At 33.0% G+C, this 26,672-nt stretch carries 29 protein-coding genes and 1 tRNA gene; 17 read left to right on the top strand and 13 right to left on the bottom strand.

All coding sequences use genetic code 11. From position 1 onward, the window contains the following. The first annotated feature begins 186 nt into the window (after positions 1 to 186). Complete coding sequence (locus LNP81_RS27310) at positions 187 to 591, top strand: acyl-CoA thioesterase (RefSeq protein ID WP_230040839.1); 405 nt, start codon at positions 187 to 189, stop codon at positions 589 to 591. 31 nt (positions 592 to 622) lie between these two features. Here the strand turns inward: LNP81_RS27310 and LNP81_RS27305 are convergent, their stop codons facing one another. From LNP81_RS27305 to ribD, 3 genes are all read right to left on the bottom strand, one after another. Beyond that, positions 623 to 1,255: an IMPACT family protein gene (locus tag LNP81_RS27305; RefSeq protein ID WP_230040837.1), complete on the bottom strand. Its 633-nt coding sequence runs from the start codon at positions 1,253 to 1,255 to the stop codon at positions 623 to 625. 209 nt (positions 1,256 to 1,464) lie between these two features. After that, positions 1,465 to 2,067 (bottom strand): HAD family hydrolase, encoded by a 603-nt coding sequence (locus tag LNP81_RS27300; RefSeq protein WP_230040836.1) that lies wholly within the window; start codon positions 2,065 to 2,067, stop codon positions 1,465 to 1,467. Next, positions 2,060 to 3,109 carry a bifunctional diaminohydroxyphosphoribosylaminopyrimidine deaminase/5-amino-6-(5-phosphoribosylamino)uracil reductase RibD gene (ribD, locus tag LNP81_RS27295; RefSeq protein ID WP_230040835.1) on the bottom strand — a complete coding sequence of 350 codons (1,050 nt, stop codon included), beginning with the start codon at positions 3,107 to 3,109 and terminating at the stop codon, positions 2,060 to 2,062. The genes LNP81_RS27300 and ribD overlap by 8 nt, the downstream gene beginning before the upstream one ends. 249 nt (positions 3,110 to 3,358) lie before the next feature. Between ribD and LNP81_RS27290 the strand changes: the two genes are divergently transcribed. The 3 genes from LNP81_RS27290 (at position 3,359) to LNP81_RS27280 (ending at position 5,667) form a co-directional block, all read left to right on the top strand. Then, positions 3,359 to 4,168: a hypothetical protein gene (locus LNP81_RS27290; protein ID WP_230040834.1), complete on the top strand. Its 810-nt coding sequence runs from the start codon at positions 3,359 to 3,361 to the stop codon at positions 4,166 to 4,168. An 82-nt stretch (positions 4,169 to 4,250) separates the two neighbouring features. Continuing rightward, a complete protein-coding gene (gene prmC / locus LNP81_RS27285; RefSeq protein ID WP_230040833.1) occupies positions 4,251 to 5,117 on the top strand; it encodes a peptide chain release factor N(5)-glutamine methyltransferase in 867 nt (288 codons plus the stop codon). A 25-nt stretch (positions 5,118 to 5,142) separates the two neighbouring features. After that, on the top strand, positions 5,143 to 5,667 hold the full coding sequence (locus LNP81_RS27280; protein ID WP_230040832.1) for a hypothetical protein: 525 nt from the start codon (positions 5,143 to 5,145) through the stop codon (positions 5,665 to 5,667). A gap of 197 nt (positions 5,668 to 5,864) precedes the next feature. On the opposite strand, the gene LNP81_RS27275 is transcribed toward LNP81_RS27280, so the two are convergent. Then, on the bottom strand, positions 5,865 to 7,109 hold the full coding sequence (locus tag LNP81_RS27275; protein WP_230040831.1) for an ABC transporter permease: 1,245 nt from the start codon (positions 7,107 to 7,109) through the stop codon (positions 5,865 to 5,867). A 202-nt stretch (positions 7,110 to 7,311) separates the two neighbouring features. Between LNP81_RS27275 and hisS the strand changes: the two genes are divergently transcribed. The 12 genes from hisS (at position 7,312) to LNP81_RS27215 (ending at position 18,537) form a co-directional block, all read left to right on the top strand. After that, the gene (gene hisS, locus LNP81_RS27270) at positions 7,312 to 8,739 is read left to right on the top strand and encodes a histidine--tRNA ligase (RefSeq protein WP_230040829.1); all 1,428 of its coding nucleotides are present in this window, start codon (positions 7,312 to 7,314) and stop codon (positions 8,737 to 8,739) included. Between the two features lie 329 nt (positions 8,740 to 9,068). Further along, positions 9,069 to 9,139 (top strand) — tRNA-Trp (locus LNP81_RS27265). A 585-nt stretch (positions 9,140 to 9,724) separates the two neighbouring features. Then, positions 9,725 to 10,303: a nucleotide exchange factor GrpE gene (locus tag LNP81_RS27260; RefSeq protein ID WP_230040828.1), complete on the top strand. Its 579-nt coding sequence runs from the start codon at positions 9,725 to 9,727 to the stop codon at positions 10,301 to 10,303. An 81-nt stretch (positions 10,304 to 10,384) separates the two neighbouring features. Beyond that, the gene (gene dnaJ, locus LNP81_RS27255; protein WP_230040827.1) at positions 10,385 to 11,497 is read left to right on the top strand and encodes a molecular chaperone DnaJ; all 1,113 of its coding nucleotides are present in this window, start codon (positions 10,385 to 10,387) and stop codon (positions 11,495 to 11,497) included. Between the two features lie 162 nt (positions 11,498 to 11,659). Continuing rightward, a complete protein-coding gene (locus LNP81_RS27250) occupies positions 11,660 to 12,586 on the top strand; it encodes an ABC transporter ATP-binding protein (protein WP_230040826.1) in 927 nt (308 codons plus the stop codon). 72 nt (positions 12,587 to 12,658) lie between these two features. Then, positions 12,659 to 13,975: an ABC transporter permease gene (locus tag LNP81_RS27245; RefSeq protein WP_230040825.1), complete on the top strand. Its 1,317-nt coding sequence runs from the start codon at positions 12,659 to 12,661 to the stop codon at positions 13,973 to 13,975. 109 nt (positions 13,976 to 14,084) lie between these two features. Beyond that, positions 14,085 to 15,248: a sigma-54-dependent transcriptional regulator gene (locus tag LNP81_RS27240; protein WP_230040824.1), complete on the top strand. Its 1,164-nt coding sequence runs from the start codon at positions 14,085 to 14,087 to the stop codon at positions 15,246 to 15,248. A gap of 51 nt (positions 15,249 to 15,299) precedes the next feature. Continuing rightward, positions 15,300 to 15,965, top strand: a complete 666-nt coding sequence (locus LNP81_RS27235; RefSeq protein ID WP_230040822.1) for a DEAD/DEAH box helicase — start codon at positions 15,300 to 15,302, stop codon at positions 15,963 to 15,965. Positions 15,966 to 16,043: 78 nt separating this feature from the next. Next, on the top strand, positions 16,044 to 16,859 hold the full coding sequence (locus tag LNP81_RS27230; RefSeq protein WP_230040821.1) for an alpha/beta hydrolase: 816 nt from the start codon (positions 16,044 to 16,046) through the stop codon (positions 16,857 to 16,859). Positions 16,860 to 16,887: 28 nt separating this feature from the next. Beyond that, a complete protein-coding gene (locus LNP81_RS27225; RefSeq protein ID WP_230040820.1) occupies positions 16,888 to 17,106 on the top strand; it encodes a putative signal transducing protein in 219 nt (72 codons plus the stop codon). A gap of 87 nt (positions 17,107 to 17,193) precedes the next feature. Further along, the gene (locus LNP81_RS27220) at positions 17,194 to 17,997 is read left to right on the top strand and encodes a Cof-type HAD-IIB family hydrolase (RefSeq protein WP_230040819.1); all 804 of its coding nucleotides are present in this window, start codon (positions 17,194 to 17,196) and stop codon (positions 17,995 to 17,997) included. A gap of 12 nt (positions 17,998 to 18,009) precedes the next feature. Then, the gene (locus LNP81_RS27215) at positions 18,010 to 18,537 is read left to right on the top strand and encodes a GNAT family N-acetyltransferase (RefSeq protein ID WP_230040818.1); all 528 of its coding nucleotides are present in this window, start codon (positions 18,010 to 18,012) and stop codon (positions 18,535 to 18,537) included. A 102-nt stretch (positions 18,538 to 18,639) separates the two neighbouring features. Here the strand turns inward: LNP81_RS27215 and LNP81_RS27210 are convergent, their stop codons facing one another. Beyond that, on the bottom strand, positions 18,640 to 19,158 hold the full coding sequence (locus LNP81_RS27210) for a hypothetical protein (protein WP_065451486.1): 519 nt from the start codon (positions 19,156 to 19,158) through the stop codon (positions 18,640 to 18,642). Between the two features lie 504 nt (positions 19,159 to 19,662). Here LNP81_RS27210 and mtaB point away from each other — a divergent pair. Continuing rightward, on the top strand, positions 19,663 to 20,997 hold the full coding sequence (mtaB, locus tag LNP81_RS27205; protein ID WP_230040817.1) for a tRNA (N(6)-L-threonylcarbamoyladenosine(37)-C(2))-methylthiotransferase MtaB: 1,335 nt from the start codon (positions 19,663 to 19,665) through the stop codon (positions 20,995 to 20,997). Between the two features lie 222 nt (positions 20,998 to 21,219). Here mtaB and LNP81_RS27200 read toward each other — a convergent pair whose 3' ends face one another. The 8 genes from LNP81_RS27200 to LNP81_RS27165 all read right to left on the bottom strand — a co-directional run bounded on the left by LNP81_RS27200 (position 21,220) and on the right by LNP81_RS27165 (position 26,672). Beyond that, entirely contained in the window at positions 21,220 to 21,837 is a 618-nt protein-coding gene (locus tag LNP81_RS27200) for a hypothetical protein (protein WP_230040816.1), read from the bottom strand. Between the two features lie 3 nt (positions 21,838 to 21,840). Beyond that, on the bottom strand, positions 21,841 to 22,350 hold the full coding sequence (locus LNP81_RS27195) for a hypothetical protein (protein ID WP_230040815.1): 510 nt from the start codon (positions 22,348 to 22,350) through the stop codon (positions 21,841 to 21,843). Positions 22,351 to 22,458: 108 nt separating this feature from the next. Then, the gene (locus tag LNP81_RS27190) at positions 22,459 to 23,175 is read right to left on the bottom strand and encodes a 3-ketoacyl-ACP reductase (protein WP_230040811.1); all 717 of its coding nucleotides are present in this window, start codon (positions 23,173 to 23,175) and stop codon (positions 22,459 to 22,461) included. Between the two features lie 114 nt (positions 23,176 to 23,289). Next, on the bottom strand, positions 23,290 to 23,877 hold the full coding sequence (locus LNP81_RS27185; protein ID WP_230040809.1) for an LURP-one-related/scramblase family protein: 588 nt from the start codon (positions 23,875 to 23,877) through the stop codon (positions 23,290 to 23,292). Positions 23,878 to 24,019: 142 nt separating this feature from the next. Further along, positions 24,020 to 24,340, bottom strand: coding sequence for a TonB-dependent receptor plug domain-containing protein (locus LNP81_RS27180; RefSeq protein WP_230040807.1), 321 nt, complete (start codon positions 24,338 to 24,340; stop codon positions 24,020 to 24,022). A gap of 80 nt (positions 24,341 to 24,420) precedes the next feature. After that, positions 24,421 to 25,362 (bottom strand): hypothetical protein, encoded by a 942-nt coding sequence (locus LNP81_RS27175; RefSeq protein WP_230040805.1) that lies wholly within the window; start codon positions 25,360 to 25,362, stop codon positions 24,421 to 24,423. Positions 25,363 to 25,364: 2 nt separating this feature from the next. Continuing rightward, positions 25,365 to 25,865, bottom strand: a complete 501-nt coding sequence (locus LNP81_RS27170; RefSeq protein ID WP_230040803.1) for an RNA polymerase sigma factor — start codon at positions 25,863 to 25,865, stop codon at positions 25,365 to 25,367. 285 nt (positions 25,866 to 26,150) lie between these two features. Next, entirely contained in the window at positions 26,151 to 26,672 is a 522-nt protein-coding gene (locus LNP81_RS27165) for a hypothetical protein (RefSeq protein ID WP_230040801.1), read from the bottom strand.

Genomic DNA, 26,672 nt, shown 5'->3' with positions numbered 1-26,672 from the left:
AGATTCAGATAAATTTTTTATTATTGATAAAGATTCTCCTAATAAAAAAGGAGCAATTTTATTCCGTATTTCGGGATAACAAATATGTGAACAAATTTCTGTAAAAAAAAATATTTTGCCCTCTAATTTTATAAAAAAAAGTTGTAAGAGAACTTTTGGAATTTAAATTTTTTTAATATATAACTAATGAAAAATCATCAAACGCAGGTGCGTGTTCGTTACTCAGAAACAGATCAAATGGGAGTCGTTTATCACGGAAATTATGTCCCTTATTTTGAGATAGGACGCGTGGAATGGCTTAGAAACAAAGGGATTTCATATAAAAATATGGAAGAAAGCGGAATTGGTTTGCCTATAGTTTCGATGCAAATAAATTATAAAAAATCAGCACGCTATGATGAGCTTCTTACAATTCATACGACTTTCAAAAGTCAATCCTCAGTTAAGATTGAATTTGACTGCGAGATTTATAATGAAGCGAATGAGTTATTAACAACTGCTGTGTTTATTTTAGTATTTATATCGTTAAAATCGGGTCGTCCAACTGCCCCTCCAGATTATATTTTAGAATTGTTTAAAACACTTGTATAATTGTTAAAATGAGATAGCTTTTTATATCAATTTATATAATTTTAATATCGATTTCAAACATTAAATCAAAAATGTCGAATACTGATTCGGCATTTTTTTTGCGTGTTTTTGTCTTAATTTTGCCAATAGGTAAACCTGAAACTTCATCAATTTCCATTTCCTGAGACGTAATTTCCAACTTTTTTTCTTTGATAACCCGCATTACTTTGTTCATGTTTTTATAATCAAAAGAGATTAAAAAATGAACATCAATCGTTTTTTCGATAATCTCACAAACTTCAAGGGTCATTTGTGCTGTCGTTTTATAAGCGGCAATTAATCCGCCGACACCTAATTTTATTCCGCCAAAAATGCGAACAACCACTACAAGAACGTTCGTTAGTCCAAAAGATTGTATTTGTCCGTAAATTGGTGCTCCGGCAGTATTGCTTGGTTCGCCATCATCATTGGCACGATACGAAATTTTTGGCGCTGTGCCTAATTGGTATGCATAACAATAATGTACGGCGTGCGGATGCTGTTTTTTTAAAGTTTCGATAATGGGTTTTACTTCATCTTCATGTTCTATAGGAAAAGCATAACCAAAGAATTTGCTGCCTTTTTCCTTAAAAAGAATTTCTTCAGATTTAAAAGCTATGGTTTTATAGGTGTCGTTATATTCCAAAAGTAAATTTCTAAATTATGTTTAATTATTTTTCGCCACAGATTAAAAGATTAAAATGATTTCTTTCTTAACTGTGGCGAGTTTTTCACGCAGATTTAAAAAGATTTAAGCTGATCTACGCAGATTATAATCAAATTTAAATCTGCTCAAATCTGTAGAATCTGTATAAAAAAAACATTTTAATCTTTTAATCTGTGGCAAAATATGAGCTACAATATTTTTTTATCAAATAAATCAACGACATCTTCCTTGCCAACCTGTAAATTCCAAACATGCAGACCTAAAGCTGCTGCTGCATCTGTGTTTTCTTTTTTATCATCTACAAACAAAGTACGTTTTGGTGATAGTTCGTGTTTGTTAATAATATACAGATAAGCTTCGGGATTTGGTTTTCGTTTTCCGATTTCAAAAGAGAAATAAACTTTTTCGAAACATTGGTAGAAATCGCTATAAAATGAAATGCCGCTTTTGTTTTCGAAAGTGGCAATATGAATAGAATCTGTATTGCTCAATAAAAACAAACGGTATTTTTTTGAAAGCATTTGTAAAAACTCTAATCGATACAAAGGGAAATCTGCCAGAACTGCATTCCAGGCTTTTAGAATTTCTTCTATCGAAGCATTTGGTAATTCTTTTTGAAAACCTGCCACAAAATCATCATGCGATATATCTCCGGTTTCGAATAAAAGATTCAAACGATCCAATTCTTCATTCCATTCTGTCATGCCCAATTGCTGCAATCCTGAAATGGTCGCTTGTTTATCTAAATTGATAAAAATATCTCCAAAATCAAAAATTATAGTATCAATCATGATTTCTAATGTTTAGTAGTTCGTCGTTCTGAATGTAGGTTTTAATTGGGTTTTTCTTTTGAATAAGTGGTGCTTTAGTTCCTTTTCCAAAAGAAGTGTTGCCGATAAAAATTCGGGCTTCATTCCAAATGTTTTGATCTATAAAAGATTGTAAAGTTTGTAATCCGCCTTCAATAATGATAGACTGAATTTGATTTTGATACAAAACGGCTAAAATCTGCGGAATTATATTTTGATTAAAATCGATTACTTCAAAGTTAGTGTTTTCTGCTGAAAGGTTGGTTTCAGATTTTGTAAATACAATTGTTTTTACGCTGTTGTCAAAAACAAAACTGTCTTTTGCAATGCGATTATTTTGATCCAGAACAACTCTTACCGGATTATTTCCTGCCCAGTCTCTGGTGTTTAATTTCGGATTGTCATCGATGACGGTTTGTGTTCCTACTAAAATAGCTTGTTCTTCGCTGCGCCATTTATGAACCAATTGTCTTGAATATGTATTGGTAATCCAAACGGGTTTTCGATCCTGATCAATTTCTTTTTCGGGAGATAGAAAACCATCCTGGCTTTCGGCCCATTTCAATATTATATAAGGTCTTTTTTCCTGATGAAAAGTAAAAAAGCGTTTGTTTAGTTCGTTGCATTCGTTTTCTAATATCCCAACGGTTACATTGGCTCCGGCGGCAATTAATTTTTTGATGCCGTTTCCTGCTACTTTTTCGTTAGGGTCAACGGTTCCAACAACTACATTAGGGATTTGATGTTCTATGATCAAATCGCAGCACGGAGGTGTTTTGCCAAAATGACTGCAAGGTTCGAGGCTTACGTAAATAGTAGCTTTTTTTAATAATGATTTGTCTTTTACAGATCGAATGGCATTTACTTCGGCATGTGGTTCACCTGCTTTTTTATGCCATCCTTCTCCAATGATTTGGTTTTCATAGACAATTACGCTTCCCACCATAGGATTTGGATATGTTGTTCCAAAGCCATTTTTTGCTAATTTAATGCAACGTTTTATGTATTTTTCATGTATATTCACAGTACAAAAGTAGTTATTTTTGTTTAGAGGTTATAGTTCTCATTATAGTTATGCAACTATCAAAAAACTATTTTACTTTTATAAGTATCGTACATCAATATAATAGGTAGAATTATATGATGAGATTTTTATTGAATATAATCGTGAAGAGTATAAAAAAATCAGTTTTCGAATATTTAAATGTCTCCGTAGGAAATTCGGGGCATAGTTCTTGCCCAGTGTGGATGTTGAAAAACCTATAAGCGTACTATGAAAAAAATAATACTTCCGTTTTTGTTGTTCTCGATTTTGTTTTCCTGCAAAGACGATAAAGTAATAAAAATTCAAGGAGCCCAAACTCCTGTTAAGAATCAGGTTGTTAAAGACTCTGCTGTAAATGACGAAGTTGTTGTAGAGGAAGATGTTAAAAACGATTTTGAAATTTTGTTGCCAGATGGTTACAGAGATGATCAGAGGCAGAACCCAGCTAATTCCTTGAATAAAGACTGGATTGATTTATTCGAGCAAAATGGATCTTATTATTTAGGAAAAACTGATTTTACGATCGAAAAAGGATATGATGAATGTGTTGGAGATTCTATCAGATCAATTGTTTCTAAAAATAAATCGATTTTGTTTATGGATTATCCGAAATTGAAGTTGGGAAAAATAAAGTCTTTGAAATTGACTAAAAATAAAATTTGGCCAGGCGAAAAAGTAACTTTGAAATTCGAAAATGCTGATTATGTTTTTAGAGCTGAAGGAAAAGTGATTTCGACTGAAAAAAGAATTTTAGATGATAATAAAGAGGAAATTTATAAAAAAGTAGAAAACTATAAGTTGTTTTTGAAAACAAATAACGGCCCTGAAAAATTGCTTTTGCAAGTAGAGACTTTCAATGATACTTTTGTTGAATTGCTTTTTGCCGGAGATATTGATAATGATGGTAAACTGGATTTTATTTTTGGTGCTAACAGAGATTATGAGGAAACACGCGTAATGTTATTTCTTTCTTCGAAGGCAGAAAATGAGGAACCGGTAAAAAAAGTTTCGGAGTTAGCAATTCAGTTTGATTGCTAGAATCGTAAACTAAATTGATTGTTGAAAAAATAGATTAAAATATTTGCTTAAAAATTGAGGCATTAAAAATATATAACTCAAAATGAGAATCAAACAGTATCGTACTCAATTTATAAAAGAATTATCACCTTTTTATGACGCTTATGAAGCGGAGAGTTTTTTTTATTTAATTCTGGAAGACAAACATAAATTGCGACAAATAGATCTGGCATTGAATCACGAACTTACTTTTTCTGAAAGTGATTTTGTTGTCTGGGATTCATTATTAGCGCAATTAAAAAAGGAAGTCCCGATTCAGTATTTGTTAGGGAAAACTAATTTTTACGGATTAGATTTCGAAGTCAATGAAAATGTTTTGATCCCGAGACCTGAAACAGAAGAATTAGTTGAGTGGATTATCAATGAGAATTCTAAAGTTGATAAAGCTAAAACAATTAAAATTCTTGATATAGGAACCGGGAGTGGTTGTATTGCCATTTCATTGGCAAAAAATATTCCGAACGCTCGGGTTTATGCTATGGATATTTCGAAAAAAGCGATAGAAACAGCGAAGCGAAATGCTGCAAACAATAAAACAGATGTTACTTTTATTCTTCAGGATGTTTTAAATGCAGAAGAATTGAAATGTAATTTTGATATTATAGTGTCGAATCCGCCGTATGTACGTAATTTAGAAAAAGAAGAAATCAAGAAGAATGTTCTGGATTATGAACCGCATTTGGCGCTTTTTGTCGAGGATAATGATGCTTTGGTTTTTTATCGAAAAATAGCCGCATTGGCACAAAATAATCTGTTAGAAAACGGGCAATTGTATTTTGAAATCAATCAGTATCTTGGTTGTGAAATGAAAGATTTATTAGAAAAAATGAATTTTGAAAACATCGAATTGCGAAAAGATATTTATGATAATGACCGAATGATTTTTGGTAAGGTTTCGAAAACTTTGTAAATGTTTTATATAGTTAAATCCTAAGATGGAAGATCACATTAATACAGAACGAAGTTATATTGAAATTGATGCTTATTTTTCGACCACAGCAATTAAATGTGTTAAAGAACTTGTTGAAAAACGTTTTGAAAACCGATTAAAAAGTAATTTTTATTACGATTTTATAAATTGGGATAAAGCTGAAAATGAAATGCTACTGGCTACATTTCGCGCCCCTGATGCTTTACCGTTATTTGAAATTTTTGATTGTGTTTTTAATAAAAATAATCCTGAAGAATATGTTTTTCAAAAATGTAAACTTATTCATTCTTTATGGAACGGATGGGTTCCTGAAGGTAGTATTTCAAGAGGAAATAATCATGTTATAGCGTTGCAATTTGAAAATACGATCCCGGAAATAGTATATAGACTTCACGAAGAAAATCAGTATAGGCCTACCGCGCCATCTGATAGTTTTAGATTAGGATTGTGTTTTAAAAGTGATTTCCCAATGATAGCCAAAAATATTAAAGCACATTTTGATAAAAAACGCAATGATGAAACTTTGTAAACCTCATTTGCAAAAGATCTTAAAAAAATGAAACTTCTAATCTAGCCCCGATTGCAGTGGAAATCCTTTTATTTTTTTTCTTTAAAAAAATAAAAGATTGAAATGAAAAGCGGGACAAATGGTCTTTTGAATGATTGATTTCTGCTTCAAATATTTAAGAAACCGAAAACTGAAAACTGCGTCTGAAAACTAAAAAATTATTCGTAACGCAAAGCTTCGATAGGATCTAGTTTTGAGGCTTTTATAGCAGGATATAAACCCGAAACAATCGCAACGGTAAAACTGGTTGCAAATGCTGCAAAAATGGCTACCCACGGAATCACGAATGCAAAACTCATGGCAGTTGCAATGGCAAACCCTAAAAGTATTCCGATTATAATACCAATCAAGCCCCCGATTTGTCCAATCAGTAAAGTTTCGATAAAAAACTGAAAAGCAACTGTTGATCTTTTTGCTCCTAAAGCTTTACGTACGCCTATTTCGCGTGTACGCTCTGTAACCGAAACGATCATGATATTCATTAAAGCGATTGAAGATCCTAAGATGGTAATTACGCTGATGATCCAGGATGCCCAGCCTAAATATTTTGTGATGCCCAAAATACGATTGATTAAATCATCGCTACGGCCAATTCCGAAATTGTTGTCGCGCGTTGGGCTTAATTTTCGTACGCGTCGCATGGTGCTTGTTGCATTATCGATGGCTTCGTCCAGTAATTCTTTTTTAGCCACCATTACGCTCATTGTATAATTGATATTTGGGGCAGTAAATAAAGAACGTGCCACCTGAATTGGAATTAAAACACGTAAATCCTGACTGTTGCCAAACGTTGATCCTTTTTCTTTTAGTACGCCAATAACTTTAAAACGCGCGCCACGAATCGAAATTATTTTGTCTAGAGGATTTACATCTTTTAATAATCCTTTTTCGAAATCAGATCCTACAACGCAGGAATAGGTATTATTATCGATATCAAATTGGTTGAAACTTCGGCCCAGGCTTATTTCTAAACCAGAGTTAGAGATAAAATGTTCGTCGACACCTAAAATCTGAATTTCCGGATCGGTTTTTTTGTCTAAATATTTAACTTCTGCCGTTCTGGTGGCTGTAAATGATAATGAGGTTTCGGTAAAAGGATATTTGTATTTGTTTTTGAAAGCAACGGCTTCAGGGTACGAAATAATTGGGTTTACAATTTCACGTTCATTACTTCCTCGGTTTTTAAGGTTGTTTTCGTATTGGTTAATGTTGAAAGTATTGGCTCCCATAGAAGCAAAATTGGTCGAAATGGTGTTTTCCAGTGCTGTTACAACGGTTAAGATTCCCACCAAAGCGGTAATCCCGATAGCGATAATTAATACGGTAAGAATAGTACGCAATAATTGTGTTTTGATAGAACCAAAAGCAATTCGGATATTTTCTTTAAATAATTTTAGCATCATGACCAATTTGTCACGAAAATACGTTTTTTGTTACAAGTTTGTTTTCGAACTGGCATTATTTATTTTAAAAAATAAGATATTTGCAGTCGATTTGTGATTAATAGTAAATCTATAATCCCAATATAATTAATGTAAAAGAGTTTATGAGGTAAGATTAGAAAATAATCTAAAATCTAAAATCTAAAAATCTAAAATCAGAAAAATGGCTTCAAAACCAAGCATCCCACAAGGAACAAGAGATTTTTCGCCTGCAGAGGTGTCAAAACGTCAATATATTATTCAGACTATAAAAAATAATTTCGAGAAATTTGGTTTTCAGCCAATCGAAACTCCTTCGTTTGAAAATTCAGATACCTTAATGGGGAAATACGGAGAAGAAGGAGATCGTTTGATTTTTAAAATATTGAATTCAGGTAATTTTTTCTTCAATAAAAATAAAATTGAATTACCGGAATCTATTGAAGCATTGCAAACTAATTCTGCCGAAACAATAGATTTGAATCAGAGAATTGAACTGAATAAATTTACCGGAAAAATTTCGGAGAAAGCTTTGCGTTACGACTTAACGGTTCCGTTTGCGAGATATGTGGTACAGCACCAAAACGAAATTGAATTTCCTTTTAAAAGATATCAAATTCAACCGGTTTGGAGAGCTGACAGACCGCAAAGAGGACGTTACAGAGAATTTTATCAATGTGATGCCGATGTGGTTGGTTCAAAATCATTATGGCAGGAAGTAGAATTGGTTCAGTTATATGATACTGTTTTTACATCTTTAGGATTAGAAGGTGTTATAATTAAAATCAATAACCGTAAAATATTATCCGGGATTGCCGAAGTTATTGGAGCATCTGATAAATTGATCGATTTTACAGTAGCTCTTGATAAACTGGATAAAATTGGTGAAGATGGTGTGAAAAAGGAAATGATCGAAAAAGGTATTGATGAAAAAGCTTTGGTTAAAGTACAGCCGCTTTTTAGTTTTACAGGATCATTTTCAGATAAAATTGCTCAGCTTTCAGATTTATTAGCTGAATCTGAGGAAGGAATGAAAGGAGTAGAGGAACTGAAATTTATTTGTGACAATGTGGCAACTTTAGGTTTGGCGACAGCAACTTTAGATCTTGATGTAACTCTTGCCCGTGGATTGAATTATTATACGGGAGCAATTTTTGAAGTTGCGGCTCCAAAAACTGTTTCGATGGGTTCTATTGGCGGTGGCGGAAGATACGATGACTTAACGGGTATTTTTGGTTTAAAAAATATGAGCGGCGTTGGAATTTCTTTTGGTTTAGACCGAATTTATTTGGTTCTGGAAGAATTACAATTGTTCCCGGAAACTGTTGCAGCGACATCAAAAGCATTGTTTATCAATTACGGAGATGCTGAAGCTTTATACGCGTCGCAGGCGATCCAGAAATTGAGAAAAGAAAATATAAAAGTAGAATTGTATCCTGATAATGTAAAAGTGGGGAAACAGTTTCAATATGCAGATAAGCGCTTGATTCCGTTTGCAGTAATTGCAGGCGATCAGGAAATTGCTTCGAATTTGTACTCGCTTAAGAATCTGGTTTCAGGAGAGCAGATTTCTGTAGATTTTGAAGGATTGAAAAACGCTTTATTGGCTTAATATTTTTAAAAGCAAAGTTTTTTAGCCACTCGATAGCTATCGAGATAAAAGGATTATTTAGATTTTTGTTTCACGCAGATTTGCTTCGCCTGTTCGCTGTCGCTCGGGTTGCAGATTCGAGCAGATTTAATTTGATCATATAAAATAAATCTGCATTAATCTGCTCAAATCTTTTTAAAATCTGCGTGAAATAAAAAAATAGAGGTTAACTGTTTGAAGTAAAGGTTTTTGCTTCAAATGGCACGGATTTAAAGGATTTTCTTTTAAAATCTCTGCCTGAAATAGTTGCCGGAGAAGAAAAAAAACTTTTAATTTGCCGACCTTAAGTTACGGGCGTAGTTCAAGGGTAGAATAGCGGTCTCCAAAACCGTTGATGGGGGTTCGAATCCCTCCGCCCGTGCAATTAAATTATTTTTTACCGTAAAGAGCGCAAAGATTATTATCTAAGTATAATAAAGTTCGCAAAGCTAAATCAATACAAAGCTTTGCGAACTTTTATTTTTTATAAAAGTTAAAAGGAAAAAAAATTACCACAGAGAACACAAAGTTTTTAAATTGTAAGTTTAGTAAAAACACAAAGTTCACAAAGCTTTGCGGACTTAGATTGTGTAAACACAACTTAAATCTTAGTGATCTCTGCAGAAAAACCTTTGTGTTCTCTGCGGTAAATTTTTCTTTCTCAAAAAAGCATAAAAAAAAGCTTCGTCTGAAATAGGCGAAGCTTTTTTTAATATAAGGTAAAGTTGAATTAATAATTATTTATAAAGCCGAGGCTAACCCTTAAATTCAATTTTGATTGGTGATAATTTAAATTTCCAATTTTGGAACTCAAATTTACTATAAACTAAAACGTAATAGTCTTAAAATTGTATTAAATTTTAATTGGTAATTTTCGTTTTTTAAATGGCTCAGTTGCAATAAAGTGACAATTTGACATTTTATAAGATTTGGCAGTACTTTTGCAATCCAACAGAAAGAATAAAAAATGAAGTTTAAGAATATTTTTAAAAATAAAAGTGATATGACTACGGAAAATACAGAGTTCGATCAGGAATTAGATGATGCAACGTTAGAGAACAATGCAAACGGTGAACAATTAATTGTTGAAGAATTAAGTGTTGAAGAGCAATTGGCTCAAGACTTGGCAAAAGAAAAAGATAAATTCTTGAGATTATTTGCTGAATTTGAAAATTATAAAAAAAGAACTTCAAAAGAACGTATCGATTTGTTTAAAACGGCAAATCAGGATGTTTTGTTAGCAATGCTTCCTGTTTTGGATGATTTTGACAGAGCAACTGTAGAGATCAACAAATCTGAAGATGAGAATTTGAAAAAAGGAGTGGAGTTAATTCATGAAAAATTGAAAAGTACTTTGGTTTCTAAAGGTTTAGAGCAAGTTGAAGTAAGAGCAGGTGATGCTTTTAATGCTGATTTTGCTGAGGCAATTACCCAAATTCCGGCTCCGTCTGAGAAATTAAAAGGGAAAATTGTTGATGTTATTGAAAAAGGGTACAAATTAGGAGACAAAATTATTCGTTTCCCTAAAGTTGTTATCGGAAACTAAAAAATACGGACAAATATTCTGAAGGTCAATTTTTAACGTATTGGAATTTGGAATTGTTTGATTTGCAATTTAACCTAAATTATGAAAAAAGATTTTTACGAAATACTAGGCATTTCAAAAAATGCTGATGCTGCCGAAATTAAAAAAGCTTACCGAAAAAGTGCATTGAAATATCACCCGGATAAAAATCCAGGCGACAAAGAGGCAGAAGAAAACTTTAAATTAGCTGCAGAAGCGTATGAAGTTTTAAGCGATCCTAACAAAAAAGCGAAATACGACCAATACGGACACCAGGCATTTGATGGTTCCGGCGGATTTGGCGGTGGCCACGGTGGTATGAATATGGATGACATTTTCAGCCAGTTTGGTGATATTTTTGGTGGAGGATTTGGTGGTTTCGGTGGAGGCGGAGGCGGTGGCCCTCGTCGTGCTAAAGGAAGCAATCTTCGAATTAAAGTAAAACTTACTTTAGAAGAAATTGCAAATGGTGTTGAGAAAAAAGTAAAAGTAAAACGTAAAGTTCAGGCTAAAGGAGTAACATACAAAACGTGTTCGACTTGTAACGGTCAGGGGCAGGTAATGCGTGTAACCAATACTATTTTAGGAAGAATGCAATCTGCGTCAACTTGTCCTACTTGTGGCGGTTCTGGTCAGATTTTAGATAAAAGACCTTCTGAAGCAGATGCTCAGGGAATGGTTCAGGAAGATGAAACAGTATCAATCAAAATTCCTGCTGGAGTTGTAGATGGTATGCAATTGAAAGTTTCTAATAAAGGAAACGATGCTCCGGGAAATAGTATTCCGGGAGACTTAATTGTAGCTATCGAAGAACTGGAGCACGAATTCCTGAAACGTGAAGGTGAGAATGTTCATTTCGATTTATATATCAGTTTCCCGGAAGCAGTCTTAGGAGTTTCTAAAGATATTGAAGCTATCAACGGAAAAGTTCGTATTAAACTGGAAGAAGGAATTCAATCCGGAAAAATCCTGAGATTAAAAGGAAAAGGTATTCCGAGTATAAACGGTTACGGAAGTGGTGATTTACTAGTTCACGTAAATGTTTGGACGCCAAAAACGTTGAATAAAGAGCAAAAACAATTTTTTGAAAATGCTTTAAACGACGATCATTTTATTCCAAGTCCTGAAAAATCAGAAAAATCATTTTTTGAGAAAGTAAAAGATATGTTTTCATAAACTCAGCTTTTTCTAAAAAAGTAAATAAATTTAAGACCCATTCTATACTAAATTATAGAATGGGTTTTTTTGCTAATAATACAAAATTTCGTTAGTAATTATTTACTTTTACATTCTTAATGCCACAATGGTCAAACCAAAGCAGAAAATCTTAAATATAGCATGAGCAACTTACTCGAAGTACATAAAGTCGTAAAACAATACGGCGATTATGTAGCGCTTAACGAAGTTTCATTAAATGTACCAAAAGGTAGTATTTATGGGCTATTAGGTCCAAATGGAGCCGGCAAAACTTCCCTTATACGAATCATCAATCAAATTACTTTGCCGGATAGTGGCGAAATAATTTTAGATGGAGAAAAATTACAGCCAAAACATGTGCAGACTATTGGTTATCTTCCTGAAGAAAGAGGGTTGTATACTTCTATGAAAGTAGGTGAGCAATGTTTGTATCTGGCACAAATGAAAGGACTTAGTAAAGCCGAAGCAAAAGCGCAGCTTGAATATTGGTTTGATCGTTTGGGAATTCAGGGTTGGTGGAATAAAAAAATCCAGGAACTTTCTAAAGGAATGGCACAAAAAATTCAGTTTGTAGTTTGCGTATTGCATAAACCAAAATTGCTGATTTTTGATGAGCCTTTTTCCGGATTTGATCCCGTAAATGCAAATGTGATCAAGGATGAAATTTTGGCATTAAAAGAACAAGGTGCAACCATTATTTTTTCGACACACCGTATGGAAAGCGTTGAGGAGCTTTGCGATCATATTGCTTTAATTCATAAATCGAATAAATTAATCGAAGGAAAACTAAGCGATGTCAAACGTCAGTTTAGAACCAATAGTTTTGAAGTCGGAATTTTGACCAGTAATGTTGAAGGTTTGATGTACGATATCACGCAAAAGTTTACGGTTTCGCCGGCAAGTTTTAAATCCCTGAATGATGATTTGAAATTGGATATCCAGATAGGAAATTCGACTCCAAATGAGTTATTAAATATCCTTACACAACGCGGACAAGTAACCCATTTTGTAGAAAAAATACCAAGTGTAAACGATATTTTTATTCAGACAGTTACTGAAAAAGTTTAGATTTCAGATTTCAGAGTGAAAAACCTGAAGTCTAAAATCTAAAGTCAACAATCTAAAATCTAAAATAAAAAAATGAGCATAATTTCATTAATTATTAAAAGAGAATTCATTGCAAAAGTTCGCAATAAGTCTTTTGTTGTCATGACTTTTTTAAGTCCGTTGTTGTTTGTTGCAATCGCAGGATTTATTGGTTATTTGAGTTCGATGAAAGCTGAAACAAAAAAAATTGCTATTCATGACGAAACAGGTTTGTTTGCGAATGATTTTGTAAAACAGAACAAAAAACAAGCAGCCTTTAAATATCTAAATCTGTCCGAAATAGATACAAAAGCGCTTAAAGATAGTATTACGAATGAAAGTTTTGATGGTTTAATTATTATTCCAAAAACAAATAATTTAAAAGATTTAGAAAGTAAAATTGAATTTATTTCGAACAATAGTCCCAGTATTTCTTTTATCGAAAAAACACAGGATGTTATTGGGGAAAAAATTACAAAGATAAATCTGGAAACAGCAAAACTCGATACATTAGCCATTCAAAAGGCACAATCTTCAGTTAATATTCATTTGATAAAAGCTTCGGGAGAAGAAAGTTTGAAAGGATTAAATGAAATTAAAATCGGGATTGGCGGAGCATTTGGTTATTTGATTATGATGTTCATTATCATTTACGGAAACATGGTCATGCGCAGTGTAATCGAAGAAAAAACAAACCGAATTATAGAAATCATTATTTCATCGGTAAAACCATTCCAGTTGATGATTGGTAAAATCATCGGAACTTCGCTTGCGGGATTATTACAATTTATGATTTGGGCGATAATTGGGTTGAGTTTGATGTTTGCAGCTTCGGCTTTTTTTGGCGTAAATGTTGGGCCAACAGCAAAAATTTCACCTGAACTGATGCAGTCAGCACAAAACGAAATGTCAGGAAGTGCTCAAATGTATATTAGCGAATTATGGAATTTACCTATTGCCAGTATCATAATAGGTTTTATCATTTATTTTATTGGAGGATATTTTTTATATAGTTCATTTTATGCAGCAATTGGAGCAGCAGTTGACAATCAAACCGATTCTCAGCAATTTCTTTTGCCTATTTTAATGCCACTAATTTTAAGTGTTTATATCGGATTTTTTACGGTTGTAAATGATCCCCACGGAACAATTGCCGTCGTGTTTTCAATGATTCCGTTAACTTCGCCAATTGTTATGTTAATGCGACTTCCGTTTGGAGTGCCGTGGTGGCAAATCGCAATTTCGGTATCATTATTGTTTGCTACGTTTTTCCTTGTGGTTTGGTTCGCCGCCAAAATTTACCGAATTGGTATTTTAATGTATGGCAAGAAACCAACCTGGAAAGAATTGTATAGATGGCTTAAATATTAACTTTTAAAAGTTGCTAAGGTTCTAAGATACTAAGAAGCTAAGTTTTCTTAGCTTTATAAATAAAAACCTTAGAGCCTTAGCAACTCAGAACCTTAGAACCTCAAAAAAAATGAGTAAAATACTAATTATAGAAGACGAAGCATCGATCAGAAGAGTTTTGGTAAAGATTTTATCAGAAGAGAATGATACCTATCAGGTAGATGAAGCAGAAGATGGAGTTGCGGGTCTTGAGAAAATAAAAAACAACGATTACGATTTGGTTTTGTGCGATATCAAAATGCCAAAAATGGACGGTGTTGAGGTTTTGGAAGAAGCTAAAAAAATTAAACCTGAAATCCCAATGGTGATGATTTCTGGCCACGGCGATATGGAAACCGCGATTCATACCATGCGTTTAGGAGCTTTTGATTATATCTCAAAACCACCGGATTTAAATCGTTTATTGAATACGGTTCGTAATGCTTTGGATAAAAAACAACTTGTAGTTGAGAATAAAATCTTAAAGAAAAAGGTTAGTAAAAACTACGAAATGATAGGGGAGAGCGAAGCCATCAGTCATATTAAATTAATGATTGATAAAGTAGCGCAAACCGAAGCGAGAGTTTTGATCACGGGACCAAACGGAACCGGAAAGGAATTAGTAGCGCATCAATTACATGAAAAAAGCGAACGTGCTAATTTTCCTTTAATAGAAGTAAACTGTGCCGCAATACCAAGTGAATTGATCGAAAGTGAATTGTTTGGTCACGTAAAAGGTGCTTTTACATCGGCAGTAAAAGATCGTGCAGGAAAATTTGAAGCGGCTGACAAAGGGACTATTTTCCTGGATGAAATTGGAGATATGAGTCTTTCGGCGCAAGCCAAAGTTTTGCGTGCTTTACAGGAAAGTATGATTACCAGAGTAGGAGCCGAAAAAGATATAAAAGTCGATGTTCGTGTTGTGGCTGCAACCAATAAAGATTTAAAAACCGAAATTGCTGAAGGTCGTTTCCGTGAAGATTTATACCATCGTTTGGCTGTGATTTTAATTAAAGTTCCGCCATTGAACGAAAGACGTGACGATATTCCGGCTTTGATCAGACATTTTGCTGCTAAAATTGCATCGGAACAAGGAAACGTGGTTAAAGTATTTTCGGCGCAAGCCATACAATTATTGCAGGAATACGATTGGACAGGGAATATCCGCGAACTTCGAAATGTAGTCGAAAGATTGATCATTTTAGGAGGAAACGAAATTTCTGAAACCGATGTAAAAATGTTTGCAAGCAAATAATGATTTTATTTTTCAATCTGAAATCTAAAATCTAAATTCTAAAATTAGAAGATGAAACTAAAAAAAATAAACGAAAAATTACAAGACGCATTAGTTGAAAATGGTTTAACAGAAGCAAATGTTTTGCAGCAGGAAACTTTTTCGACTATAAAAAGTGGTGCAGATTGCATTATTCTTTCTCCGGCAGGAAGCGGAAAATCGACAACTATTGTTTTGAATGTTATTCAGCAATTGTCAGGTCATAACGAAGAATCACCACGTGCTTTGATTTTTGTTGAAGACAAAGCCAAAGTATTAGAAATGGAAGCACTTTTTGAGAAGTACGGGAAATATTCTAATCTTGAAGTTTATGGTGTACATGACAAAGGTGATACAGATTATGATAAAAACTATATTTCGACAGGAATAGATGTTTTAATTGGTACACCCAATAAATTAAGCGATATGTTTACAACCGCAGGTTATAATGTAAACCGCCTGAAAATGTTTATTATCGATGATGCTGATCCAATGCTGAAATTACGTCACGAAACTAAAATCATGCGTATTTCTAACAGTATTACCAAAACGCAGCGTCTTATTTTTGCTGAAACATTGACAGAACGTATCGAAATTCTGGCCGATAAAATGATGTTGGAGCCTTATTTATTTGATATGGATGAAGAAGGTGAAGAGGAGCTTGATGAGGAAGAAGATGATATTCAGGAAGAAGAGTAAGAAAGTCGCAGTTTTCAGTTTCAGTTTTCAGTCTAATATTGAAAACTGAAACTGAGACTGAAAACTAAAAAATAATCTATGGAGATGCTGAAAACACTTAAATTTTTAACAATTGTGCTTCTGGCATTTTTTGTTGTTATTTATGTAGTCATTGTTTCCTACGTTTATTTCAATCAGGTTGGAATGGTTTTCCAAAGTGCTCAACTTTCAAAAGATTATCAATTTGATTATCAGCAGAAATTTGAAGAAATAAATATCACGTCTTTTGATGGTATAAAATTAAACGGATTATTATTTAAAGCTGAAAATTCTAAAGGGTTAGTTTTTTATCTTCATGGAAATGCCGGAACATTAGAAACTTGGGGAAAGATCGCGAAAATTTATACGCGTTTAGGATATGATATTTTTATTTTAGATTATAGAAGTTTTGGTAAAAGTGAAGGTGAAATTGAGAACGAAGAACAATTGAATAAAGATGTTTCTGTTGTTTATAAAACACTAACGAAACGATATCCGGAAAATAAAATTATTATTGCGGGTTATTCAATTGGTTCCGGACTTGCAACTATTTTAGCTTATGAGAATCATCCTAAAGCTTTGATACTGCAATCGCCTTATTTTAGTTTTACAGAATTATCTAGTAAAAGAGTGCCGTTTTTTCCGGATTTCTTAAAAAAGTTTAGTTTGGAAACGTATGAATATCTGCCAAAAATTAAAGTTCCAGTTTACATTTTTCATGGAATGAAGGATCAATTGATTCCTTATGAAAATTCAGTTCGTTTAAGTCAGCTTTTAAAAAGTAACGGGCATTTTTATCCGCTAAAAGATCAGGAACATATTGGTATGAATGAAAACAGTGATTTTCAGAATCAGCTAAAAATAATATTACAGTAGAAATAAAAAATAATAAAAATAGAATGTTATGGGATTAATGAAAGTATATTCAGGAAGCGAAGTTCTAGCACTTGCTTTACAAGAAAGATTAGAAGAAGCAGGAGTAGAAACAACAAAAAAAGATAATATTCAGTCCGCTCGTTTAGGTGGTTTTGGACAATCTGATTTAGCCGTTGAGGTATTTATTCAGGAAACCGATTTTGCAAAAGCAAATCCGGTTATCGAGGAATTCAGAATGAGTCTTTAGATAAGTAAATAGTCTCAGTTTTCAGTCTCAGTGAGCACTGAAAACTGAGACTGTATACTGTGACTAATAACTGAAAACTAAGAAATAATGCAATATAAAATGCTAGTGCTCGACATGGATGATACCTTGTTGACAGACGATCATAAAATTTCGGACCTAAATAAAAAAGTACTTCTTGAAGCGCAGGCAAAAGGCGTTCATTTAGTTTTGGCTTCAGGCAGACCAACATCTGCCATGACAGCTTACGCTAAAGAATTGCAGCTTGATTTGTACGACTCTTATATTATATCATTTAATGGTGCTGTAATTAGTACTGTAAAAGATGATCTGGTGTTGTTTGAACAATGTTTAACGCCGGAACAAATTCATGATTTGTACGATTATAGTGTAAAAATGAAAACGCATATTATTACCTATATTGATGGTGAAATTGTTAGCGAAACAGATTCTGAGTACATCGACATCGAAAAAGAAATCACGGGATTACCACATAATAAAGTATCTGATTTTAAAGCAGCGGTTACCAAACCTGCAGTAAAATGTATTTTATTGGCAGAGCCTTCTTATCTTAAAGAAGTTGAAGGAGATTTAAAACTGGCAATGCCACATTTAAGTGTTGCAATGTCGAAACCTTTTTTCCTGGAAGCAGCTCAAAACGGAATTGATAAAGCAGCGAGTTTAAAACTTTTGGCTGAAAAGCTAAACATCCATCAAAGTGAAATTATTGCCGTAGGAAACGCAGGAAATGATTTAACAATGATTGAATACGCCGGACTTGGAGTTTGGGTTGATAATGTAACGCCTGAATTACGTGACAGAGCAGATGTTATTGTAGCATCAAATAATAATGATGGAGTTGCTGAAGTGGTAAAACGCTATATTTTAAACTAAATTATTTTTTAGATGAAAGAGCCAATAGAAACAGAACGATTGCTTTTAAGGGAATTATTTCTCACGGATGTTGATGGAATGTTTGAATTGGATTCTAATCCTAATGTTCATCTTTTTGTTGGAAATAAACCAGTAAAACACATTAGCGAAAGTCTGGATCAGATAAAAAATATTCAACAGCAATATGCAGCTTTCGGAACTGGTCGTTTGGCCGTGATCTTAAAAGAAACGAATGAGTTTATAGGCTGGTCAGGAATAAAATTTATTACCAATGAAATCAACAATCATAAAGATTTTTATGAAATAGGATATCGTTTTATCGAAAAACATTGGGGAAAAGGATACGCAACCGAAGCTGGAAAAGCTTTTATAGATCACGGTTTTAACGTAATGAAAGTAGATGCGATTTACGCTTACGCCGATGCGGGAAATGAAAACTCGAGAAGAATTTTAGAAAAGCTTGGTTTGCAGTACGTAAATTCTTTTGAATATGAAGAAGAATTGGAAGTTTGGTACGAATTAAAAAATCCAAACTTATAAAACCTAAGAAATGCGTTCCAAATCTTTGTAAACTTAATCTCATTTAAGATTCACAAAGATTTGGAAAACAGCTCGTAGTTTTTCTAATACTTATCTTAGAAATTATTTTTTAGCTACAGAAACAAAATATTTATTTCCGTCACCCATTGTAAGTTTTACACGCTCGTCGCAAAGATCGATTGCAAAATTGGCACTTTCGTAACAAGTACAAGTAGTGTTTTTGTCTTTAGACATCTCAGTTTTACAATTGTTGTTCTTAAAAGTCGACAATTGTGGTGTGTACAAGCTTACTAAATCTGTAGAAGCTGTTACTAACGAAATAATACTTGCTGAATTATTACTAGTAATTCTGTAAACAATTCTATCTGTATAATTTACTTCATTTACAGTTACTTTGCGAATATAAGTGTAAGCTGTTGAGCCTTCACCCGGTTCTTTTACTTCAAATTTAAATCCAACCGCACGAATTGCAATATCAAATTGAGATTGAGAATTTAAGCTCGCCCAAGTTGTCAATGTACTAATAGATGGAAATGGATTAGCAGCTGGAGCAGCAGTTTGCGCTTGCGAGCTAAAAATGGTTAAGAACATCAAGCAGATTGTGGGTAAAAATGCTTTCATATGGAGTTTTAATTTATAATTTTTGCCTACTCTTTCTGGTTTTCGGCCTTCCCATTTTTTATAACAACAAAACAACAACATAACGAGGGAAAATCAAAATTGTTATGTGCAAATTATTGTTTAAATAATATAATTTTTTCTTACTAGTTTTATAGAAAGTGAAATTACTTTTAATGAACGAATTAAACAAAGTTAAATGTAAGAAAATTTGAATTTAATATACAAAAAAATGTATTTAATCGATGATATTTGCATTTAATCGATAATTTTGTCATTTTATTCTTATTGAAATCATGAGTTGCTTTTATTGCAAATAAATTTTATTCCTTGTTTGTGTGGTTTACGATATAGTTTTTTAGAACAGACTAAATATTGGTTTGCTTCAAAATATTGATATATAGTGTATTATTGATTTTATTTTAAAGAATATTGTACGTAAATTTGCAAACTCTTTAAAAGAGATGTAAATATAATATCTTACTACTTAAAACGTAGTTTATTCCCATGGAAAACAGAAAAAAAGTTGCCTTTTATACGCTTGGTTGCAAACTGAATTTTTCAGAAACTTCTACAATCGCCAGAAACTTTAATGACGAAGGTTTTGATCGCGTTGATTTTGAAGAAATAGCAGACATTTATGTTATCAATACTTGCTCAGTTACTGAGAATGCTGATAAGCAATTTAAGCAGGTCGTAAAAAAAGCAATGAAACTTAACGATAAAGCTTTTGTTGCGGCAGTAGGCTGCTACGCACAATTAAAACCGGAAGAATTAGCGGCTGTTGATGGCGTTGATTTGGTTCTTGGTGCTACCGAAAAATTTAAAATTACCGATTATATTAATGATTTGAGTAAAAATGACATGGGTGAGGTTCACTCATGCGAAATTGCCGAAGCTGATTTTTATGTCGGTAGTTATTCTATTGGAGACAGAACTCGTGCTTTCCTGAAAGTTCAGGATGGTTGCGATTATAAATGTACCTATTGTACAATTCCGTTAGCAAGAGGAATTTCGAGAAGTGATGCTTTAGAAAATGTATTACAAAATGCTAAAGAGATTTCGGCTCAAAATATCAAAGAAATTGTTTTAACCGGAGTAAATATCGGTGATTACGGAAAAGGAGAATTCGGGAACAAAAAACACGAACATACTTTTCTTGATTTAGTGCAGGCTCTGGATAAAGTTGAAGGAATCGAACGTTTGAGAATTTCATCAATAGAACCTAATTTATTGAAAAATGAAACGATAGAATTTGTTTCTAAAAGCAGAACTTTTGTACCTCATTTTCATATTCCGTTGCAATCAGGAAGTAATGATATTTTAAAATTAATGAAACGTCGTTATTTACGTGAAGTCTATACAGAACGAGTAAACAAAATTCGTGAAGTAATGCCACACGCTTGTATTGGTGTTGACGTCATTGTAGGTTTCCCTGGTGAAACCGATGAGCATTTCTTAGAAACGTATCATTTTCTTAACGAAATGGATATTTCTTACTTACACGTATTCACGTATTCAGAAAGAGACAATACAGAAGCTGCAAATATGCTTGGTGTTGTTCCTGCAAACGTAAGAGCAAAACGAAGCAAAATGCTACGCGGATTATCCGTTAAAAAACGTCGTGCTTTCTACGAAAGTCAATTAGGATCTAACAGAACGGTTTTGTTCGAAAGTGAAAATAAAGAAGGATATATTCACGGTTTTACCGAAAACTACGTAAAAGTAAAAACACCATGGAACCCGGAATTGGTAAATACATTACAAGAAATTAACCTGACAAAAATCGACGAAGACGGAAGTGTTCGTTTAGAATTTTTAAATAAATTGGCAGAAGCATAAAATATATAGTTTGTGCGCAAAGTTTGTCATTGCCAGGAAAGAAGCAACCAGACTAATAAAACAGAAAAGCCCTTTGTACAAAAGGGCTTTTCTGTTTTATAGAATTTTGTCAAAGTTTTAAACTTTGACAAAGTTAAAACGTTAGTTGTATTTAGAATAAATTCTATTTCTGATCTTCCGGAATTACAAATTTCAAAGGATTAATATAAAGATATACGTGCTTTATTTCAATTCAATTTTCTTTCGGGTCAATTTTAAACTTTCGTCATTAGGATCCCTTTCCATTTTATAAACTGTTTTGTTTTCAATAAAAATGGTGTTTTGTAAATCTTCAGCTGTAAATCCATCACAGCCAGTTGAAATTAAAAAGGATTCTATAATTTGTTTCCAATTTGAATTTTGTAAAGAATAGGTTGTCATCGAATAAGTACATCCGTTCATAGGCGCCTGAAAGATTGAAAAATCATCTTTTCCATCTTGGTTTAAATCTCCTTCATTAATAAGCTGAGCTTCACAGCAACCAATAATAATGGGTTTTAGTACAGGATTGCTGAATGAAATAGTGTATTCGTCAGGAGTTCCGTCCTCAATAGGATTTCCTTCACCTTCTTTTGTTTTTGTAACAAAGGCAAATTCATTTTTTCCGTCACCATCAAAGTCGCCTTCAATTTTTTTACCAATCAAGAGTTTATTTGTTTTTTCTCCTTGAGAAGTTTTGTCTTGAAGTTTAACCGAAACAGAATCTTTTTTTGATTTTTCGATTATTGGATTCTCGGATTTATTTTTTTGCGAGCATGAAATCAAAAGAAAAGCAGCGAATAACAGGATAGTTTTATACATACTCTATTTCTGATCTTCCGGAATCACCAACTTCAACGAATTGATATAATCCGTATCAAACTCGATAACTCTTATTTTTTGCGGATTAAAACTCAATTCACCACCAAACTGACCTTTTATGTCTAAAAAATCAATAGTTAGTTCCTCGTCGTTTAATTCTATTAATTTACCTAGATAAGCTGATTTCGCCGATTTTTTCGAAATCTGAAAAATACCGTATTTGTTATTTACATAATTCAAAATCGAACTTAAATCACGAATCGGGATAATATCTTCAGCATTTGTTTTTAGACCTTTTAAGCGAATTACTTTTTCGGTAAATGCAAGATCCTGATCTCTGTGAATGACTTCGATATTTTTGTTCTTCAAAATCACAAATCCATCCAGTATAAAATCTTCAGGATTGTTTCGCAGTAAAATCCAGTCATCAGAATAATCGATAAGAAAGCCAGTAAAAAGTTCTTTTTTATCTGTGAATTCTATTGATATTAATTGTCTTAAATATTGTTCCATTTTATTTTTTTTAAAATTCCAATTTTTAAAATTCCAAATTCCAATTTAAATAGCAGTTGGAATTTGGAATTTATCCCGAAGTTTCGGAATTGGAATTTATTGATTTTTTTAAGGATTAGTAGACCAAATACTGCTGTTTTTGATGAAAACGCGACGGCTTAATTTCAGCTGAGCGATAATTAATTCGGCTACATCTTCAGATTGCATTACTTTATCCGGATTTCCGTCTGTAAGTTTTAAATCTAAAGCCAAATCGGTGGCAACGGTACTTGGTGTTAAAGCTGTAACGCGTATGTTGTGTTTACGAACTTCCTGCATCAAAGAATCAGTCAATCCTAAAACGGCAAATTTTGATGCGCTGTAAGCACTTGTCAATGCATTTCCGTTTAATCCTGCTGTCGACGAAATATTGATAATATCACCAGTTTGTCTTTCGATCATATTAGGTAAAACAGCGCGGGTTGTATAATACGTTCCCATTAAGTTGACCTGAATAATTTTTTCCCAGGCAGCTGGTTCCAATGTCATGAAATTTCCAAAAGCAGCGATTCCTGCATTATTGATTAAAATGTCTATGGTTTTAAATTCTGCAAAAGCTTTTTCTACAGCACTATTGATAGAATTAATATCCGAAACGTCAGCAGATAAAGCCAGGGATTTTACGCCTAATGCAGCAGTTTCAGCAGCCAATTGATCAACATCTGCCTGAGTTCTTGAAACTAAAATTACGTTTACTCCTTCTTTGGCAAGTGCAACCGCAATTGCTTTTCCAATTCCTTTTCCTGCACCTGTAATTAAGGCATTTTTATTTTTTAAGTCTGTCATGATTTATTTTTTAGAAATGCAAAAAGCATCATTTTAGTAACACAAAAATACAGTTTTTGCTTCCTAAAATGATGCTTTCAGCTATTTTCTTAATCTAAGTTTAACAACTTTTATCTATTCCTTTAGTACCATGTCTATACACATGACAGCGGCAAGGATTAATTGTCTTAAAGGGCTGTCAGGTGCAACAGTTTCCTCGATTTGCAGTACATAATTATCAGCGCTGGTAAAAAACTCTTTACCCATTCCTGCCCATTTTTTACTTACCTGAGCCAATTGTTTGTTTTCGTGACTGAATTTAAAATCCCATCCGGTCCATTTTCCCTGAAGCGTTGCGGCAGTTCTTTCGTTTTTATCCAGAATTTCAAATTTTCCTCCAATCGAAAATATTTTTTGTTTAAATGTTCCCACTAAACGATCTTTTTCGTCAAAAACTTCAACAGTCGAACGTAACCATGCGATACCACGTTTTACCGAAATTATTTTTTCGCCTGAAGCTGTCGTAATTTCAATATCAAAAGGAGTCATTCTTTTATAATCTGTAAAGCGTAACATTTTGGTAAAAAAGCCAAGATTATTTTCGCGGCAGTTCATTATAATTTCATTGCTTTCCGGATTATAAATATCATAGTTGTTAGCGGCTTTAAACATTCCGATATGTTCTTTTACAAGAAATAGATTCTGATTTAAAAGTGGGTTCATGAAATTTTGTTTGATATTGATTTATGTAAATATTTTTTATCTGAATAAATTTTGAAGAATTTTCAAAAGGAGGTCAAATGTAAAAATAATTTTGTTAATAAATCAATATTAAATTCGAATGAAATTGACGAAAATAAAATGTTTAATCCTTTCTTTTTGATGTAATAACAATAGCTCCATTTATAGCTTTGTTTCCGTAAAGAGCAGTAGCATCAATACCTTTTAGAACTTTAATGCTTTCAATGTCATTAGGATTTACTTTAGAAAACTTCTTGGCATCTATTACAATTCCATCCAGAATTGTTAGTGGCTCATTAAGAAGAGGCCTCGATGGTGCACAGATTATTATTTTATTGTTTAAAATGGAGCGCAATGTATCTTTTGTAGTTGTTTTTTCCTGTGCTTTTACTACGAAACATATAAGCATAGAAAATGCTAATGAAATAAGTTTTACGTTTTTCATGATGATAATTTTAAGTAAATGATGGTTTTTATCTTTGTCAAAGCGCTGGACTTTGACAAAGAATTTTTAGATTTTTTCTTTTAGTTTTTAGGAGTTGGCTTACCTGTTTTAGTAGTAATAATGACAACTCCTTTTTTACCTTTTTCACCATATTTTGATGTAGCTTCAAGATCCTGAAGAACAGTTATGGTTTTTATTTCCTGTTTATTCAAAGGAGCATAAGGACTTGTGGGGTTTTTGCCGAATAAATCATTTTCAGAATAATAAATTCCGTCAATAATATATAATGGAGCATCCAGAACAACTAGTGAATCTACATTTTCCGGTTGTAAATTAGAAAGTTCTGCCTGCATCATTTTGTCTCTTTTTTGATCGTCGCTGTGGGCTATTGCATTTCCGTTGAGAACAATTAGCGGAGCACTTTTTTTAGTCATTTGAGATTGTTTATCAGCAAAAGCAACTTTAGCGGATTCTCTTTCTACAGTTCTGGAATAATCTGAATTTTGAGCTGCTTTGTCTTTCAAATCATTATTATCTTCTTCTATAGCATAATCAGCTTGTACTGGTGCGTTGGCAGGTTCTTCGATAATAATAGCATCTGCGCTTCCTGCTCCCACAGCTTCAGTAACATAAACGGTTGTTTCTGTTGCATTGTTTTCGCTGATAATTGGCTTGTCTAAAATTTTAACCGCTTCGGGTTTTGGAACGAGAGGTGATTCTGAAGAAACAACACTTTCATTTTTTTCTAAAATGTTTTGTTCTATCTTTTCTTTATTAACAATTGTAGAATTCTGAATTGTTGTTTTATCTGATTTTATAAACTGAGATCCTATCGAAATAAGTAATAAAAGAGAAGCTGCGATGGCAATTTTTTTCCATAATGCGATTGCTTTTTTATCTTCTTTTTTATCGAGTTTATCTTCAACGCGCGCCCAGACTTTGTCCATTCCGGGAAAATCCTTTTGTTCCGAGTTTTCTGCGGCTTCTTTAAATTTATTGAATATTTTATCCTGATTGTCCATGACTATTTTACTTTTTGGTAATACAATTTGTTTACTAATTCCTTTAGTTTCGTTTTAGCGGCATTCAATTGTGATTTTGATGTGCCTTCAGAAATGTTTAGCATTGCGGCTATTTCTTTGTGTCCGAAACCTTCGATAACAAAAAGATTAAAAACAGTTTTGCAGCCGTCTGGAATATGGTTGAGTAAATTGAGTAAATCTTCTTCTTCTAATGTATTAATCTCATCCGTAAAAGGTTGCGAAAGCAATTTGACATCATCAAGATACATATTAAAATTGATGTTTTTCTTGATCGTTGCCAAACAATGATTTACGGTTATTTTGCGCGCCCAAGCCTCAAAAGCCAGAACTTCTTTTAGTTGTTCCAGTTTTGTAAATATGGTATAGAAAGCGTCAGCCATAGCTTCTTCTATTTCTTCTTCCTTTTTGAGGTATCGTTTGCAGAGGCGATACAATTTTGGAGCCATATGCTCATAAACCTGACGCTGCGCATCGCGGTTCATTTTTTTGCAGTTAGAAATTAGCGTTTCGTTTATCACAATTGTTGTCTTTATACTAAAGAGGGTTAAAAAGATAAAAAGGTTGGGACGGAGGTTAAAAAAAAATTTTTTTAAAGGTTCAAAGTTTCAAAAGGTATAAAGGTACAAAGGTTTTTTGTAGAGGCGCACAGCAGTGCGTCTTCGTCCATTATGTTTTTTATTGCGGATATTCGTTGCGGGAGACGCACTGCTGTGCGTCTCTACGGAATTTTGGTGTGAGTATATGCTCAATCTTGAGATAAAATATGTTTAATTTTTATTCGTTGTAGTTTGTTGATGCCACTTTTCTATTTTCCTAATAGATTCTTCATTTGTTTTCGGATTGCAATTCAATCCCATATTAATTTCTGTTTTCGAAATATAGGAGTTTAGAAAAATTATTGCAAAACCTCCAACTTCACCACTTTCACTTGAAATAAAAGAGGAAAATGTACTCATATATCCACAACATTTTTCCTTAGAATGCATAATTGATATCAAATACTCAATATCATTCGGTTTTACCCAATTATCAGGAAAATCTCCTATCATTGTTACAAAATTCAATTTCGAATCTTTATTGTATTTCTCTTTTAGAAGTGTAATAAATGTCTTTGGATCTAAATCTTTTGCCCGTATGAAATACCCTTTTTTTGTATTTGAATCTAAATCTTTAAGATTGAATGTTGTAGAGCTTTTTATTTCAGTTTTGTTTATTTTAAAATTATAAAATCCATAACCAACACTCAAAAGAATGATAAGTACTAACAAAGAAAGAATTGTTTTTCTCAT

Origin of the sequence: Flavobacterium piscisymbiosum, assembly GCF_020905295.1 — a bacterium.
GTDB classification, from domain to species: domain Bacteria; phylum Bacteroidota; class Bacteroidia; order Flavobacteriales; family Flavobacteriaceae; genus Flavobacterium; species Flavobacterium piscisymbiosum.
This window is presented reverse-complemented; position numbering and strand designations above follow the sequence as displayed.